This is a genomic window from Enterococcus sp. DIV0574 (genome assembly GCF_051711125.1).
Classification (GTDB): domain Bacteria; phylum Bacillota; class Bacilli; order Lactobacillales; family Enterococcaceae; genus Enterococcus_D; species Enterococcus_D gallinarum.
Window position 1 is genome coordinate 3,442,501 of sequence record NZ_JBIOMA010000001.1, and the last position, 16,450, is coordinate 3,458,950.

The 16,450-nt window shown below is 38.9% G+C and carries 10 protein-coding genes, 2 rRNA genes and 1 other annotated feature (1 of these 13 cut by a window edge); of the genes, 6 read left to right on the forward strand and 6 right to left on the reverse strand.

Annotation, left to right across the window (positions count from 1 at the left end):
- Together IGJ45_RS16510 and IGJ45_RS16515 are read right to left on the reverse strand one after the other, a co-directional pair.
- Positions 1-1,046, reverse strand: a 23S ribosomal RNA gene (locus IGJ45_RS16510); it reaches 1,869 nt to the left of the window's first position.
- A 222-nt stretch (positions 1,047-1,268) separates the two neighbouring features.
- Positions 1,269-2,828, reverse strand: a 16S ribosomal RNA gene (locus IGJ45_RS16515).
- Together the 16S and 23S rRNA genes form the textbook arrangement of a ribosomal RNA operon.
- Positions 2,829-3,544: 716 nt before the next feature.
- On the opposite strand from IGJ45_RS16515, the gene IGJ45_RS16520 reads away from it, so the two are divergent.
- The 4 genes from IGJ45_RS16520 to IGJ45_RS16535 all read left to right on the forward strand — a co-directional run bounded on the left by IGJ45_RS16520 (position 3,545) and on the right by IGJ45_RS16535 (position 8,659).
- The gene (locus IGJ45_RS16520) at positions 3,545-4,234 is read left to right on the forward strand and encodes a response regulator transcription factor (RefSeq protein ID WP_003129151.1); all 690 of its coding nucleotides are present in this window, start codon (positions 3,545-3,547) and stop codon (positions 4,232-4,234) included.
- A complete protein-coding gene (locus tag IGJ45_RS16525; protein ID WP_003129153.1) occupies positions 4,224-5,408 on the forward strand; it encodes a sensor histidine kinase in 1,185 nt (394 codons plus the stop codon). Before IGJ45_RS16520 ends, IGJ45_RS16525 begins: the two co-directional genes overlap by 11 nt.
- Before the next feature lie 41 nt (positions 5,409-5,449).
- Positions 5,450-5,647 (forward strand) — a binding site (T-box leader).
- Between the two features lie 49 nt (positions 5,648-5,696).
- Positions 5,697-6,974, forward strand: a complete 1,278-nt coding sequence (serS, locus tag IGJ45_RS16530) for a serine--tRNA ligase (RefSeq protein ID WP_409531582.1) — start codon at positions 5,697-5,699, stop codon at positions 6,972-6,974.
- A gap of 134 nt (positions 6,975-7,108) precedes the next feature.
- On the forward strand, positions 7,109-8,659 hold the full coding sequence (locus IGJ45_RS16535; protein ID WP_103300728.1) for a polysaccharide deacetylase family protein: 1,551 nt from the start codon (positions 7,109-7,111) through the stop codon (positions 8,657-8,659).
- Between the two features lie 34 nt (positions 8,660-8,693).
- Here the strand turns inward: IGJ45_RS16535 and IGJ45_RS16540 are convergent, their stop codons facing one another.
- Entirely contained in the window at positions 8,694-9,242 is a 549-nt protein-coding gene (locus tag IGJ45_RS16540) for a TetR/AcrR family transcriptional regulator (protein WP_003129161.1), read from the reverse strand.
- 146 nt (positions 9,243-9,388) lie between these two features.
- Here IGJ45_RS16540 and IGJ45_RS16545 point away from each other — a divergent pair, with 146 nt between their 5' ends.
- Positions 9,389-10,090 (forward strand): ABC transporter ATP-binding protein, encoded by a 702-nt coding sequence (locus tag IGJ45_RS16545; RefSeq protein WP_409531404.1) that lies wholly within the window; start codon positions 9,389-9,391, stop codon positions 10,088-10,090.
- Between the two features lie 10 nt (positions 10,091-10,100).
- Positions 10,101-12,803 (forward strand): FtsX-like permease family protein, encoded by a 2,703-nt coding sequence (locus tag IGJ45_RS16550; RefSeq protein WP_409531403.1) that lies wholly within the window; start codon positions 10,101-10,103, stop codon positions 12,801-12,803.
- 85 nt (positions 12,804-12,888) lie between these two features.
- On the opposite strand, the gene guaB is transcribed toward IGJ45_RS16550, so the two are convergent.
- The 3 genes from guaB to ychF all read right to left on the reverse strand — a co-directional run bounded on the left by guaB (position 12,889) and on the right by ychF (position 16,447).
- On the reverse strand, positions 12,889-14,373 hold the full coding sequence (gene guaB / locus IGJ45_RS16555; RefSeq protein WP_003129164.1) for an IMP dehydrogenase: 1,485 nt from the start codon (positions 14,371-14,373) through the stop codon (positions 12,889-12,891).
- A 207-nt stretch (positions 14,374-14,580) separates the two neighbouring features.
- Positions 14,581-15,273, reverse strand: coding sequence for a DUF1129 domain-containing protein (locus IGJ45_RS16560; protein WP_003129165.1), 693 nt, complete (start codon positions 15,271-15,273; stop codon positions 14,581-14,583).
- A gap of 73 nt (positions 15,274-15,346) precedes the next feature.
- A complete protein-coding gene (gene ychF / locus IGJ45_RS16565; RefSeq protein ID WP_003129166.1) occupies positions 15,347-16,447 on the reverse strand; it encodes a redox-regulated ATPase YchF in 1,101 nt (366 codons plus the stop codon).
- Positions 16,448-16,450 lie beyond the last annotated feature (3 nt).

Consider the following 16,450-nt stretch of genomic DNA (forward strand, 5'->3'; position numbering starts at 1 on the left):
GGGACCTTAGCTGGTGGTCTGGGCTGTTTCCCTTTCGACTATGGATCTTATCACTCACAGTCTGACTCCCGGATATGAATGAATGGCATTCGGAGTTTATCTGAATTCGGTAACCCGAGATGGGCCCCTAGTCCAAACAGTGCTCTACCTCCATCATTCTCAATTCCGAGGCTAGCCCTAAAGCTATTTCGGAGAGAACCAGCTATCTCCAAGTTCGTTTGGAATTTCTCCGCTACCCACACCTCATCCCCGCACTTTTCAACGTACGTGGGTTCGGTCCTCCAGTGCGTTTTACCGCACCTTCAACCTGGACATGGGTAGATCACATGGTTTCGGGTCTACGACAACATACTCATTCGCCCTATTCAGACTCGCTTTCGCTGCGGCTCCGTCTCTTCAACTTAACCTCGCATGCTATCGTAACTCGCCGGTTCATTCTACAAAAGGCACGCTATCACCCATTAACGGGCTTTAACTTGTTGTAGGCACACGGTTTCAGGATCTATTTCACTCCCCTTCCGGGGTGCTTTTCACCTTTCCCTCACGGTACTGGTTCACTATCGGTCACTAGGGAGTATTTAGCCTTGGGAGATGGTCCTCCCGGATTCCGACGGAATTCCTCGTGTTCCGCCGTACTCAGGATCCTCCTAGGTGTGAGCCAGATTTCATCTACGGGGTTTTTACCCTCTTTGACATACTTTTCCAAGTATTTCGACTATCTGTTTCAACTACCATATCGGAGTCCTACAACCCCAACAAGCAAGCTTGTTGGTTTGGGCTTTTCCCGTTTCGCTCGCCGCTACTCAGGGAATCGAATTTTCTTTCTCTTCCTGCAGGTACTTAGATGTTTCAGTTCTCTGCGTCTACCTCACAGCTGCTATGTATTCACAACTGTGTAACATCCTATAAAAGATGCTGGGTTCCCCCATTCGGAAATCTCTGGATCATAGCTTACTTACAGCTCCCCAAAGCATATCGGTGTTAGTCCCGTCCTTCATCGGCTCCTAGTGCCAAGGCATCCACCGTGCGCCCTTATTCACTTAACCTTTGACCTTACGGTCGATGAGTACTTCTTCTAGCGATAGAAGGTTGCTCAAGAAAATAAGCGTTGAACTTATTAAAAAACTCTTTAACTTGTCAACTCGGTGTGTGTTACTTGTTTTGATTTTCTTCGATATCCAGTTTTCAATGAACAAACTATTTTGAGAGTAAACCTCTCAAAACTGAACAAAGGCAAACGATGTGTAGTCTTCCGTACTATTCCTTAGAAAGGAGGTGATCCAGCCGCACCTTCCGATACGGCTACCTTGTTACGACTTCACCCCAATCATCTATCCCACCTTAGGCGGCTGGCTCCAAAAAGGTTACCTCACCGACTTCGGGTGTTACAAACTCTCGTGGTGTGACGGGCGGTGTGTACAAGGCCCGGGAACGTATTCACCGCGGCGTGCTGATCCGCGATTACTAGCGATTCCGGCTTCATGTAGGCGAGTTGCAGCCTACAATCCGAACTGAGAGAAGCTTTAAGAGATTAGCTTAGCCTCGCGACTTCGCAACTCGTTGTACTTCCCATTGTAGCACGTGTGTAGCCCAGGTCATAAGGGGCATGATGATTTGACGTCATCCCCACCTTCCTCCGGTTTGTCACCGGCAGTCTCGCTAGAGTGCCCAACTAAATGATGGCAACTAACAATAAGGGTTGCGCTCGTTGCGGGACTTAACCCAACATCTCACGACACGAGCTGACGACAACCATGCACCACCTGTCACTTTGCCCCCGAAGGGGAAGCTCTATCTCTAGAGTGGTCAAAGGATGTCAAGACCTGGTAAGGTTCTTCGCGTTGCTTCGAATTAAACCACATGCTCCACCGCTTGTGCGGGCCCCCGTCAATTCCTTTGAGTTTCAACCTTGCGGTCGTACTCCCCAGGCGGAGTGCTTAATGCGTTTGCTGCAGCACTGAAGGGCGGAAACCCTCCAACACTTAGCACTCATCGTTTACGGCGTGGACTACCAGGGTATCTAATCCTGTTCGCTCCCCACGCTTTCGAGCCTCAGCGTCAGTTACAGACCAGAGAGCCGCCTTCGCCACTGGTGTTCCTCCATATATCTACGCATTTCACCGCTACACATGGAATTCCACTCTCCTCTTCTGCACTCAAGTCTCCCAGTTTCCAATGACCCTCCCCGGTTGAGCCGGGGGCTTTCACATCAGACTTAAGAAACCGCCTGCGCTCGCTTTACGCCCAATAAATCCGGACAACGCTTGCCACCTACGTATTACCGCGGCTGCTGGCACGTAGTTAGCCGTGGCTTTCTGGTTAGATACCGTCAAGGGATGAACGTTCTACTCTCATCCTTGTTCTTCTCTAACAACAGAGTTTTACGATCCGAAAACCTTCTTCACTCACGCGGCGTTGCTCGGTCAGACTTTCGTCCATTGCCGAAGATTCCCTACTGCTGCCTCCCGTAGGAGTCTGGGCCGTGTCTCAGTCCCAGTGTGGCCGATCACCCTCTCAGGTCGGCTATGCATCGTGGCCTTGGTGAGCCGTTACCTCACCAACTAGCTAATGCACCGCGGGTCCATCCATCAGTGACGCAAAAGCGCCTTTCAACTTTCTTCCATGCGGAAAATAGTGTTATACGGTATTAGCACCTGTTTCCAAGTGTTATCCCCTTCTGATGGGCAGGTTACCCACGTGTTACTCACCCGTTCGCCACTCTTTTTCTTTCGGTGGAGCAAGCTCCGGTGAAAGAAAAAGCGTTCGACTTGCATGTATTAGGCACGCCGCCAGCGTTCGTCCTGAGCCAGGATCAAACTCTCATAATGATTTGTTTGAACGATCCATAGGATCGTTAAGCTCAAATAAAATTAACTTTGCTAGCTATTGCTTGCATGTATTTTGCTTCATAAATGAAGCGCCCTACACATTGGTTCGTTTGCTTGCTTTGTTCAGTTTTCAAAGGTCTACTGCGCTGCGTTAGCAACTTTTAAATCATATCAGATCAACAAGTGAATGTCAACTCTTTTTTTAAAAGTTTTTTTGAAAGTGTTTATTCAACAACTTCCTGTGCGTCATCAGCGACTCCATTAGAATAACAAATGAATTGTTATTTGTCAACAACTTTTTTCAATCTTTTTTGTTGCTGTATCAGCATCAAATTGATTTCTTAAATTTGCGACTTCGTTATAATATCATCTGTTGGTTCTGGCGTCAACAACTTTTTTCATTTTCTTTTAGAAATGATTTTTGTCATTTGGCACATGTAATAATATAGCAACTATCTTGCCATTCGTCAACAGTAAAATCATTGATATTTCAACGTTTCTAAATACTGCGGTTCCATCATATATTTTAGTTAATTCTATGGAATAATCTCTCCATTTGGAAACTATGATGATTATTTGAATTCTCAATGTTCGGTTTTTATTCTTGTTGTAAATATTATTTCCTATCATTCTTATAAATTTAAGTATGATTTTATCAATTTCCTAGAATATTTGCTAAAATAGGAGAAAAGAATATTGTTCCTAGGAGGATTTATATGAAAATACTTGTTGCTGATGATGATAAAGAGATTGTTGAACTATTAAGTATCTATCTTCATAATGAAGGTTATGAAGCCGTCAAAGCTTATGATGGTAAAGAAGCTTTAACAAAAATTAGAACTACTCCAGATATTGAATTACTGATCTTGGATATCATGATGCCTGAAATGGATGGCATGCAGGTTGTAAAAGAGTTGCGAAAAGAATCTCAAATTCCAATCATCATGCTAACTGCTAAGACTACTGATATGGATAAAATACGAGGTCTAGTTGCTGGTGCAGACGACTATGTAACAAAACCATTCAATCCTTTGGAAGTGATGGCTCGCGTCAAGTCTCTGCTCCGTCGAACAAAAATGCAAGCTCCCTCTAATCAGCCAGATATCTTAGAAGTTAGCTCATTGATCATTAATCGTGATTCTCATGAAGTAAAAACAATCACCGGAAATGAGATCCAATTGACCGCTCTTGAATTTGGTATTCTCTACCTATTAGCATCCCATCCGAATCGTGTATTTAGTGCTGATGAAATTTTTGAGCGTGTGTGGAAGCAAGAGAGTGTCGTGTCAGCCAAAACCGTAATGGTTCATGTGAGTCATCTGCGTGATAAGATAGAAGAAGCAACTGATGGCGAGAAAGTCATTCAAACAGTGTGGGGAGTTGGCTATAAAATAGATGCGAAGTAATCCAATAGAAAAAAAGAAACGTATCACCCTCACTTCTAAAGAAATCAGTGAATTATTTGCAGAAGGAATCGTTACTGTAATCCTTTTACTTCTATTAAATGTCGCGATTTTAGTCATTTTGACTTCTATAAGAGAGAATTCACCGTTGTTAGTGGAGGCGATCTATGAGTCAAAAAACGCTTTTACTTCTGCTTTTGACACGGATATTTTTCAAAGTGGCCGCAATTTCATTATCCCTTTGTTCTTTTTATTAGATGTGATTGTTTTGTATTGGCGTTTGATTCGTCGATACCGTCAAATGCAGCTACGGCATATTATTAGTGAGCTTCATTATATTGCAGAGGGAAATTATGATCATCGTATTCCATTTGAACTGCGTGGTGACCTCAATCGGATTGTTTCAAATATTAACGGCTTGGTAGATAGTACCGTCGCCGCCATTGAAGATGAACGAAGGATCGAACAGTCGAAGGATGAATTAATTACAAATGTTAGTCACGATATCCGAACCCCTTTAACTTCTATTATTGGTTATCTAGGCCTGATTGAAGATCGTCAGTATCATTCTGAAGAAGAGTTATTGAAATATACTCATACCGCTTATGTCAAAGCAAAGCAAATGAAATCTTTAGTAGACGATCTTTTCGAATACACAAAAGTAAGACAGCCTAGCGTCCCAATAAATGTCATTTCTTTTGATATGGCGCAATTAGTCGAACAACTAGCTGCAGATTTTGAATTAGAAGCATCTCGTAAAGGAATAAAGATTGAGACTCACACTCGCCCAGAGCACATTATTATGGACGGTGATACTGAGAAGCTTGTACGAGTTTTCAATAATTTATTGTCTAATGCTTTAAAGTATGGAAAAGGCGCTGACAAAATCGTAATGGAAGTGGAAAAAGTAGGAACAGAAGCCATTCTAACAGTTAAGAACAATGGACAAATGATTCCCAAACATTCATTAGACTCCTTATTTGACCGCTTCTATCGAGTGGAGGAATCACGTTCGCAGGAAACTGGGGGAACTGGACTTGGTCTTGCCATTGCTCAAAGCATCGTTGCCTTGCATGGTGGCTACATTTTTGCAAAATCTACTCCGGATTGGACCTCCTTTATTATCCATCTCCCATTAAAGAGAAATGATTTATCAAATACCCAAAACTATGGTTGACGAACTAACGCTTTTTCGCTATTCTAGAGAAAATACTTACTAATAAAGCATAGAACCTAGTACATTTTTTACTTTTTCAGAGAACTGATGGTTGGTGAGAATCAGTAATGGAAAGAATGGAATCCAGTTCATTAAAAGTGTATCTTTTGAAAGAAAGATCGTGTGCTCACGTTACGGGCAACAAGGGCAGCGTTATGCTGAACTCGGGTGGTACCGCGAAAGATCTTTTCGTCCCAAGAATAGGGATGAAAAGGTCTTTTTTTATATGAAAAACAAGGGGGAAGAATTATGTTAGATATTAAAATGATTCGGCAAAATTTTGACAAAGTCCAAACAAAATTACAGACTCGCGGAGTAAAAAAAAGAGTATTAGAAGAATTCTTAAAGTTAGATGAAAGGAGACGACAACTCCTAGTAGAGACAGAAGAATTAAAAAAAGTTCGAAATGAAGTTTCTGCAGAAATAGCTCAACTAAAACGAGCAAAAAAAGCAGCAGATGATAAAATTACTGAGATGAAAGAAGTCGGTACTAAAATCAAGTCTCTTGATGACGAGATTGCAAAAATTGATTCAGAAATCAAATTGATCGCAACGACATTACCTAATCTGCCTCATGACTCTGTCCCAGTTGGAAAAGACGAAGATGACAATGTTGAAGTAAGACGCTGGGCTACACCAAAAGAATTTGATTTCGAAGCAAAGCCTCATTGGGATATTGCCGAAAACCTAGGAATATTAGATTTTGAACGAGGTGCAAAGGTAGCCGGTAGCCGGTTTGTCTACTATAAAGGATTAGGTGCCCGTCTTGAACGAGCTTTATATAACTTTATGCTAGACCAACATGTTTATGAACATGGGTACACTGAGATGATTACTCCATATATTGTTAATAGCGATGCAATGTTTGGAACTGGACAGTTTCCTAAATTCAAAGAAGATGTTTTCCAATTAGCGGAAACAGATCTTACCTTGATTCCTACTGCTGAGGTTCCTTTAACGAATTATTATAATGGAGAAATATTGGATCTTGACCAACTACCGGTTTACTTCACAGCATTAAGTCCTTCTTTCCGCTCAGAAGCTGGAAGTGCTGGTCGTGATACTCGCGGATTAATTCGATTACATCAATTCAACAAAGTTGAAATGGTCAAACTAAGTGAAGCAGCACACTCTTATGAAGAATTAGAAAAAATGACTGCAAATGCAGAAGACATTTTACAAAAATTACAACTTCCTTATCGAGTAATGGCATTGTCTACAGGTGACATGGGCTTCTCTGCTGCTAAAACGTATGATTTAGAAGTATGGATTCCAGCACAAGAAACATATCGAGAAATCAGTTCGTGTTCTAATTGTGAAGATTTTCAAGCACGTCGAGCAATGATCCGTTATAGAGATAACTATGGCAAGATTCATTACATGCATACATTAAATGGTTCAGGACTAGCAGTCGGTAGAACTGTTGCTGCCGTATTAGAAAACTATCAAAATGAAGATGGTAGTGTGACTATACCAGAAGTACTAGTTCCTTATATGGGTGGAGTTACCCGAATTGAAAAAAATTGAAGAACAAGGTAGGATGAGAATTCCTACCTTTTTTCTTTAAATATTCTAAGAAATACCCCCCTATTGTTGAAACTATATTACAGTTATGTTACGTTTATTTTACTTTATGATGATAAATGGAGGGATAAAGTCATATGTCTGACAAAAATACCTATGCACGTCGTAGCCAACGTCACAAACAAGAACCTGATACCTGTGAAAATACAAATCAATTGAATGAAGCTGTAAAGCCCAAAACCGGAAACGAAAACAAACAACCAAAAATACCGAAGAAAAAATCTAATTATAGCAAGTATATATTCGCATTGTTTACCGCACTTATTCTAGTAATTGTCGCTACTGGCGGCTATATTGTTTATACATTAAAACAGCAAGAAGCAGAAGCTCAAGCCAAATATGAAACTGCTGCAAAAAATCTCATGGCTTCAATCCAAGAAGAGCAAGACCAAAGTGGAATTTCAACGAAAATAGATACTATAAATGACGGAGAAAATAAGTGCCTTGTTTACCGTCCAGTTGATGAAAATACTGTTCCTTTCAAAAATGCAAACCAGCTCTTAGACGAGCTTGCTCAAAAGCAACAAAAAAAGCATCGTGAAAAAGAAGTGCTTACAGTTGCCAGAATAAAAGCAACAGCAATATCTTCTAAAATTGGTCAGTATAGAATTGAAGCAGATAGTTTTATCTGGGATCGCAGTAAGGAAAATTTTAAAAAGCCAGACAGTATTTCTGAAAAAGCCATTTATGTTTCCGAAAAAACTGGCAAAGAAATCACAAATAAGGATTTGATTCCAGATGAAGGAAGTCTCTTAGGTATTCAACAGGTGATTCAGCAATCCATACTTGATCAAGCCAAAGAACCTGAAAAAATCATTGATGCTGTATTAACAATGGATAGAATTTCTTATGATAGTAAAATGACTTATACACCTGATGAATTGACTATCGTCTTACCAAAAAATTCAACTGGAACTTCTAAAGTCACTCTAAAATACAAAGATATTGCGCCATTCATTGATACAGATCTGGTTTCGCAAGAAAGTATAAAAGATACATTACCTGCATTAGATGAAAATAAAAAGTACGTCGCTCTTACTTTTGATGATGGTCCAAATAATAGCTCAACACTTGATTTGTTGAATATACTAAAAACAGATAACGTGAAAGCTACTTTTTTCATGTTAGGACAGATGGTGGATCAAAATCCAGATGTTGCAAAACAAGTCCACGACGAGGGTCATGAGGTAGCAAGTCACTCGTATTCTCATCCACAATTGAATACACTTTCGACAGATGAATTACAAAGTGAAATAAATAAAACCAACAAAGCTATTTTCAAGGCTACAGGCGTCTTGCCTCGCAATATCCGTCCCCCTTATGGCGCTATTGATAAAAAAAGTGCTGAAACAATTGGCATGCCAATTATTCAATGGGATATTGACTCACAGGATTGGAAATCAAAAAATCCTGGAACAATCAATAATGTTGTTAAACAGAATGTCTTTAATGGCGCAATCATCTTAATCCACGATATCCATCCTGAATCAGTCAAAGCTGTACCAGGATTGATCTCTATGTTAAAACATGAAGGATACGAATTTGTGACGATCGATCAACTATTGTCAGGAAAACAAAAACCATTGCATCAATATTTTGGTATGAATGATGAACGACTAGTAGAATAAAAGAAAAGCGAACGTATTGGCGTTCGCTTTTCTTTTATTCATAAACATTTGTAGTAAATATTTGAATAAGTAAATGAGAAACTGCTTTAGGCTGCATCTCAGAAAAATCTTTTAGCCAGCGTTCAATCAACCCGATCGAGCCACAGACAAAATAACTCAAACATAACTCTAATTCTTCTCTTGTTGCATCTTCGAAATAAATAGTAAAGCGTTTAAACGTTTCCGGTCTGATTTTTTCCAATAACAAATCTAATAAATGACTGTTATTAAGCAGAATCAAATGACTTACACTAGGATTTTCTTGCAGTATAAGTAATAATTTTTCTAGCCATAGATCTAATGGGAGATTTTCTTGTTGCAAATTATCTGCAATTTGTTCAACGATTTCTTTCTCAATCTCCTCTAAAAGGTCTGCAGTATCTTTGTAATACTTATAAAAAGTTCCTCGATTGATATCAGCACGCTGGGCAATCTCTGTAATTGTGATTTTTTCAAATTCTTTTTCCATCAAAATCTCTTGAAATGCTTTTCGAATCACTTTTTTTGTATATTGTGTTCGGCGATTTCCAACTATTCCTACCATAACTTCAATCCTTTCTATACAAAAATAACTTAAATGTTTATTTAATAACAGATGAATAAGATTTGAGGATTGCCCCTTTTTTTCTTTCTTAGTATACTAACGCTATGTGATTAAATCAACAGGTGTTCAAAATATGGAGGCGTTATATGAGTTATGTAGAAGTAAAAAATACGTATAAAAGATATGAAATGGGCGAAACCACGATTACCGCTAATGAAGACCTATCCTTTTCAATTGAAGAAGGAGAACTAGTCGTTATTTTAGGTCCAAGCGGAGCTGGAAAATCGACTATTCTAAATATATTAGGTGGGATGGATTCACCTGATGAAGGTCAAATCATTATCGATAATATTGATATTGCACAATTTTCGGATAAACAACTTACAGAATATCGGCGCAAAGATGTAGGCTTCGTTTTTCAATTTTATAATTTAGTCCCAAATCTAACAGCAAAAGAAAATATCGAGTTAGCAACAGAGATATCACCGAACGCACTTGACCCAGATGCTGTGCTTAAGCAAGTAGGATTAGAAAATAGGTCCAATAACTTTCCTTCTCAATTATCAGGTGGCGAACAGCAACGAGTGTCCATTGCCCGAGCGCTAGCAAAAAATCCGAAATTACTTCTTTGTGACGAACCAACAGGAGCATTAGATTTTGAAACCGGTAAACAAGTATTGAAGCTGTTGCAAAGCGCAAGTCGTCAAGCTGGAAATACTGTTTTAATCATTACGCACAACAGTGCCATTGCTCCCATTGCTGATCGCGTGATTCGTATTAATGATGCTACAGTGCGCTCTGTAGAAATTAATGAATCCCCTATTTCAATCGATGAGATCGTTTGGTAGGAGGAAACAAATGAAAAATAAGACGTATTTAAAAGCAAGCTTACGAGAAATCAAACAGTCTAAAGGAAGATTTATCGCTATTGTTTTAATCATCTTTCTAGGTACTTTTTTGTATGTAGGTGTCAAAGCAACTGGGCCTATTTTGAATCATTCTGCAAGTACTTATGTTGATGAACATAACTTAGCTGATATGCAGGTTACATCAACACTAGGTATCACCGATCAAGATCTTAAAGTAGCTAAAGAGTCAGGGATTCAAGTGGAATCAGGCTACCAATTTTATTATGTAGCAGAAGCAGATGAAGTTGTCCAAATCAATTCTTACAACAAAAACCAAAAACAAAACGCATTAATCCTTGAAGAAGGCCATTTACCAAAGAATAGCAATGAAATTGTCTTAGATACACAAGCGAAAGAATATGGCTATCAGTTAAACGATACTTATACTATCGACTCGCAGGATACTATAAAGGATAAAAACTTCAAAATCGTTGGTTTTGCCAACTCGCCCCTATTTATCAGTAAAGCTGAACGAGGCTATGCGAATGTTGGCAGTGGTACAGTAACATATTTTGCTTACCTTCCCGAAAATCAATTTCTGAGTGATGTACAATCGGTGCTCTATCTGTCTTTTGATAATGTGAAAGATTTAGAAACTTATTCTGATTCCTATCAAGAAAAAATGGAAAAGAATCAAGAAAAAGTAGAAACGCTTTTTGCTGATCGTCCACAAGAACGTGTAGCAGAAATCAAACATGACGCAATGGAAGAATTGAAACCTGCTAAGGAAAAAATTGAAACTGGAAAAGCACAGCTATTAGATGCACAAACAGAATTAGATGCTGCTAAAGCTCAGATTGAACAACAAAAAAGTGCAACCCTTCTGTTACCGTCTCAACAACAAGCTGGTGCTATTGAACAGCTGAAAACTGCTGAATCGACATTGACTAAACAACAAAATCAAATCAATGAAGAAAAAGAGAAGTTAGCTGATGCAGAGTCTACATTACAAAAAAAAGAAAATGAAATAAATGAAATGAAAGAGCCTACTTATTTATTTAATCTAAGAAAAGATAATCCTGGGTTTCAAGAATACGGCGGTTTATCTGATCGTATAGCGGCAATTGCAAATGTCTTTCCAGTATTCTTCTTTTTTATAGCAGCTTTAATAACTTTTACCACCATGACTAGAATGGTAGAAGAAAATCGAAAAGAAATTGGCACATTAAAGGCTTTGGGATATGCAAAAAGAGAGATAGCTCGAAAATATATCATCTATGCTCTTTTATCATCTAGTATAGGAATTCTCTTAGGAGCTGTACTAGGTATCGAATTTCTACCTCGATTAATCTATTTTCTTTCTAGTGAACGGTATCTTTTAGGTGGTGTCCGGGTTTACTATGTTTGGGGGCCAATCATTCAAGCTACAGTCGCCTTTATTCTTGCTACTTTAGGTGCAGCCCTTGTTGTCCTCTATCGTGATTTGCGAGAAAAACCAGCGCAACTATTGCAGGCACGTGCACCAAAGCCAGGGAAAAGAATTTTTCTAGAATACATTCAACCACTTTGGTCACGCTTGAGCTTTAATCAAAAAATCAGTTACCGAAACATTTTTCGCTATAAATCACGAATGATTATGGCAATAATTGGGATCGCAGGATGTGCAGGACTTATGGTCGCTGGAGTGGGTCTAAAAGATTCATTAAGTGCTGTTTCGCAAAAACAATTTGGTCCTATCACTGATTATCAAGCAATCGTCACATTAAAAGATAGTAAAACAAACAATACCGAAGTTTTTGAAATATTAGAAGAAGATCCAACAATTCAACAATCCCTGCTTGTATTGAATGAAACAATAGAGTTACGGTCCAAAGAACAAGGAAAGCAAAGTCTGTCTTTAGTGGTACCTTCTGATACTGACTCATTCTCGAACTATATGCATCTACACTCTACCGATGGAAAAAAAATGTCACTAGACGATGGGGCAATCCTAACGATGAAATATGCGGAGCTTTTTGATATTCACATTGGAGATGAGCTAACCTTTTATGATAAGGATCAAACAGCTGTAACAGTGAAGATAGCTGGTATCGCTGAAAATTATTTAGGTAACTCACTTTATCTTTCTAGAAACGACTATGAAAAAGCAACAAATACGAACTATCAGCCTACATCGCTTCTTATCAAGAGTAAAAAGATGCAACAAAAGCAAGAAGACGCATTAGCTAAAGAACTATTGAAAACAGACCAAGTTCAGAATACTACCTTCCTGTCTAGTCAAATCAAAGCGCAAAATGAGTCCATGGGGAATCTGAATTCCATTGTTCTTATCTTGGTCATTTTATCTGGCGCCTTGGCATTTGTTGTTCTATACAATTTAACAAACATTAATGTATCGGAAAGGATTCGGGAACTCTCTACAATTAAAGTTTTAGGTTTTTACGACAAAGAAGTTACAATGTATATTGTTCGTGAGAATGTTGTCTTTACTTTGCTAGGGATCCTAGCTGGTTATGGAGTCGGATACTTACTGACTGATTTTATTCTCCGACAGGCATCGATGGAAAACATGGTTTTTCCATTAGTGATTAGTTGGGCTGCTTATGCGTTAGCCGGCGGCATGACCATTTTATTTACAATCATTGTTATGTTGGTTACTCATTATAAATTGAAGCATGTTGATATGATCGACGCATTGAAATCAAATGAATAATTTTCCCATAAAAAAAATGGCGGTCAGTGTCTTATTAAGACTACTGGCCGCCATTTTTATTTAATGTTTTCACGTGAAACAATTTCTAAGACTTCACAGAATAGTTTGGTGCTTCTTTAGTAATTTGCACATCGTGAGGGTGAGATTCTTTCAAACCATTTCCGCTCATTTGGATAAACTGTGCTTCATCTCTTAGTTGTTTTAAGTTCGCTGCTCCAACATATCCCATCCCTGATTTTAGACCGCCGATCATTTGGAATAAAATATCTGCAACACTGCCTTTATAAGCCACTCGGCCTTCAATTCCTTCTGGAACAAGTTTATTTGCTTCATTAACTCCACCTTGGAAATAACGATCACTTGAACCTTTTTCCATAGCTCCTAGTGACCCCATTCCCCGATAAGTTTTGAAACGTCGACCTTGATAAATTTCAAATTCCCCTGGAGATTCATCCGTTCCTGCCAACATACTTCCTAGCATAACTGCATGCCCGCCAGCAGCCAAAGCTTTGACAATATCACCAGAATATTTGATACCACCATCTGCAATAATGGCTTTTCCATATTGTCGAGCCACTGAGGCAGCATCATAAATAGCCGTTAACTGAGGGACACCTACACCAGCGACAACACGTGTCGTACAGATGGAACCAGGACCAATACCAACTTTAACGACATCTACACCAGCGTCGTATAGAGCTTTTGTTCCCTCAGCAGTTGCGACATTCCCTGCAATTAATGTTGCTTCAGGAAAGTGTGCTCTGATTTCAGAAATTTTACGCAGTACGCCTGCACTATGTCCATGAGCAGTATCGATTACGATCGCATCTGCTCCAGCATCTAATAATGCTTGTGCTCTTTCAAAGGTATCACTGGTCACACCTACAGCTGCCGCTACTAATAAACGGCCATGAGTGTCTTTAGCCGCGTTGGGGAATTCAATGACTTTTTCAATATCTTTGATCGTAATCAATCCACTTAAAATACCTTCATCATCAACGATCGGTAATTTTTCGATCTTATGTTTTTGCAAGATTTTCTCTGCATCTTTCAAAGAAGTACCAACCGGTGCCGTAACTAATTTTTCTTTGGTCATTACATCAGAAATTGCGATTGAATAATCCGTAACAAAACGCATATCTCGATTCGTGATGATTCCAACTAGTTTACGATTCTCCATTGTTTCAACAATAGGGACACCGCTGATTCGGTATTTACTCATAAGGTGTTCTGCATCTGCTACTAGATGACTAGGTGTTAAGAAGAACGGATCAATGATTACGCCACTTTCAGAACGTTTTACTTTCCGCACTTCATCTGCTTGGGCAGCAATACTCATATTTTTATGAATGACCCCTAATCCACCTTGACGAGCCATTGATATTGCCATTTTACTATCAGTTACTGTATCCATACTGGCACTCATGATCGGTATATTTAACGTAATATTTTTTGCAAGCTGCACATGCATATCCACATCATTTGGCAACACATGACTTTCTGCAGGTATCAATAATACATCATCAAACGTTAACCCTTTTTTTACAAATTTGGTTTCCCAGTTGGACATTTTTGTAACCACTCCTTAAAGTTAATATGTATTTTTAAAAAAATAGCAAATATTTTTTCATAAGTCAACTATTCGGAAAGCTTTCTTATTTATTCCTGTGTAATCTGAGAAAACAGCCAGAATCACAATAGATTTCTATTTTCTCCCTCTTGTATGACACATAATAAAAAAGACCCACACGCATGAATGACATGTGGGAACTTATTATTATCCTCTAGGAACAGATAAGCTACTAATAATATTGTATTTCTTCTTCAAGTAATATTTAGCTGCTAGTGCCACAGCCCCAATCACAATTTCGATTAATGGGTCGACCTGTGGATTAAGTGGTGGTTGAAGCATAGCAGAAAGTGAGATAGTCACGATCCATACTAAGAAAGCTCCAACTAAAATCAAAATAATTTTCCACATTTTCGGACGTTTACTTTTATCTGCGCCTGGACGTTCATATTGATACATGTACTTATACATTAAGTAGAACACCCAACCAGCTAACATGGCCATTAAGAAGAGGGTCAACAATCCGTAAGGCTGTGCTTGACCTTTTGTAAATACCCCCATCACGCCGAGCATTAATCCAAAAATACCTAAAATAAGCAACGTATTGTCTAACCACATCAAGAATGGACCTGATTCTTTTTGTTCAACTGGCTTCGTGATGATTGCTTCCGTACGTTCAGAGACTGTCCCAAAAAGTTGTCTAGCGGTTTTACCACCTTTTTGTTCTTGAACAAGAATTGGTAACATCTCATGTAATGCGACAGTTTTTTCTTCTTCAGAAAGATTAGCTGCCTCCAAAGATTTTTTTAAATCAAAAATATATTGTTGGTTACGTTTTGTTAGTTGTTTTTCTAATTCACGATTTTCGGAAACATACGAGCGCAGAGTTTCTGGTTCCATAAATCATTTCTCCCTTCTGCGTGATTTCTTCACAAAGGACATTTTACCATATTTTTTTTTGGAAGAAAGCCTTTTATACATTAAAACGGAATAACATAACATCGCCGTCTTGAACGACGTATTCTTTTCCTTCTAAACGAACACGCCCAGCTTCTTTTGCTGCATGCATATTGCCATACTTATCCAAATCTTCAAAGGAAACAGTTTCTGCACGGATAAACCCTCGCTCGAAATCTGTATGAATAATTCCTGCAGCTTGAGGCGCTTTGATTCCTTTTCGGAAAGTCCATGCACGAACCTCTTGTTCCCCAGCTGTAAAGTAAGTGGCTAATCCTAATAAATCATAGGCCGCACGAATCAGTTGATCTAAACCAGATTCTTCAATGCCTAAAGCTTCCAAAAATTCTGCTTTATCTTCATCATCCAATTCAGCGATTTCTTCTTCTGCTCGAGCACTAATGACGATCACTTCCGCATGTTCACTCTCGGCAAATTCTTTCACACTTTTAACATAGGGATTCTCTTCTGCATTTGCCACATCATCTTCTGCAACGTTTGCTACATATAGAACAGGTTTTGTTGTCAGCAAAAACAATCCTCTAACGATTTTTTGTTCTTCTTCAGTAAATTCAATAGAACGTGCGGATAGACCTTCTTCTAAAACAGGTTTAATTTTATCTAAAACTGCTAATTCAGCTACAGCATCTTTATCTTTTGTTTTCGCAACTTTAGCAACACGTGCATAACGTTTATTGATAGATTCTAAATCAGCCAAGACTAATTCTAAATTAATAGTATCGATATCCGCTAGTGGATCTACCCGTCCTTCAACGTGTGTAATATTGTCATCATCAAAACAACGGACTACATGACAAATAGCATCTACCTGACGGATATGACTTAGAAATTGATTTCCTAGTCCTTCTCCTTTACTAGCTCCGCGAACGATTCCTGCGATATCCGTAAATTCAAATGTTGTCGGTACAGTTTTTTTTGGATGTACTAATTCCGTCAAACGTTGTAAACGCCAATCAGGGACTTCCACCATCCCTACATTTGGATCGATCGTAGCAAAAGGATAGTTTGCTGCTTCCGCTCCAGCTTTCGTTATAGCATTAAATAAAGTAGATTTACCTACATTAGGTAGTCCAACGATTCCAGCAGTTAAAGCCATTTA

Bases quoted from the DNA above. Each gene is read 5' to 3' on its own strand.
- IGJ45_RS16520 (WP_003129151.1), top strand. From the start codon at position 3,545: ATGAAAATACTTGTTGCTGATGATGATAAAGAGATTGTTGAACTATTA.
- IGJ45_RS16525 (WP_003129153.1), top strand. From the start codon at position 4,224: ATGCGAAGTAATCCAATAGAAAAAAAGAAACGTATCACCCTCACTTCT.
- serS (WP_409531582.1), top strand. From the start codon at position 5,697: ATGTTAGATATTAAAATGATTCGGCAAAATTTTGACAAAGTCCAAACA.
- IGJ45_RS16535 (WP_103300728.1), top strand. From the start codon at position 7,109: ATGTCTGACAAAAATACCTATGCACGTCGTAGCCAACGTCACAAACAA.
- IGJ45_RS16540 (WP_003129161.1), bottom strand. From the start codon at position 9,242: ATGGTAGGAATAGTTGGAAATCGCCGAACACAATATACAAAAAAAGTG.
- IGJ45_RS16545 (WP_409531404.1), top strand. From the start codon at position 9,389: ATGAGTTATGTAGAAGTAAAAAATACGTATAAAAGATATGAAATGGGC.
- IGJ45_RS16550 (WP_409531403.1), top strand. From the start codon at position 10,101: ATGAAAAATAAGACGTATTTAAAAGCAAGCTTACGAGAAATCAAACAG.
- guaB (WP_003129164.1), bottom strand. From the start codon at position 14,373: ATGTCCAACTGGGAAACCAAATTTGTAAAAAAAGGGTTAACGTTTGAT.
- IGJ45_RS16560 (WP_003129165.1), bottom strand. From the start codon at position 15,273: ATGGAACCAGAAACTCTGCGCTCGTATGTTTCCGAAAATCGTGAATTA.
- ychF (WP_003129166.1), bottom strand. From the start codon at position 16,447: ATGGCTTTAACTGCTGGAATCGTTGGACTACCTAATGTAGGTAAATCT.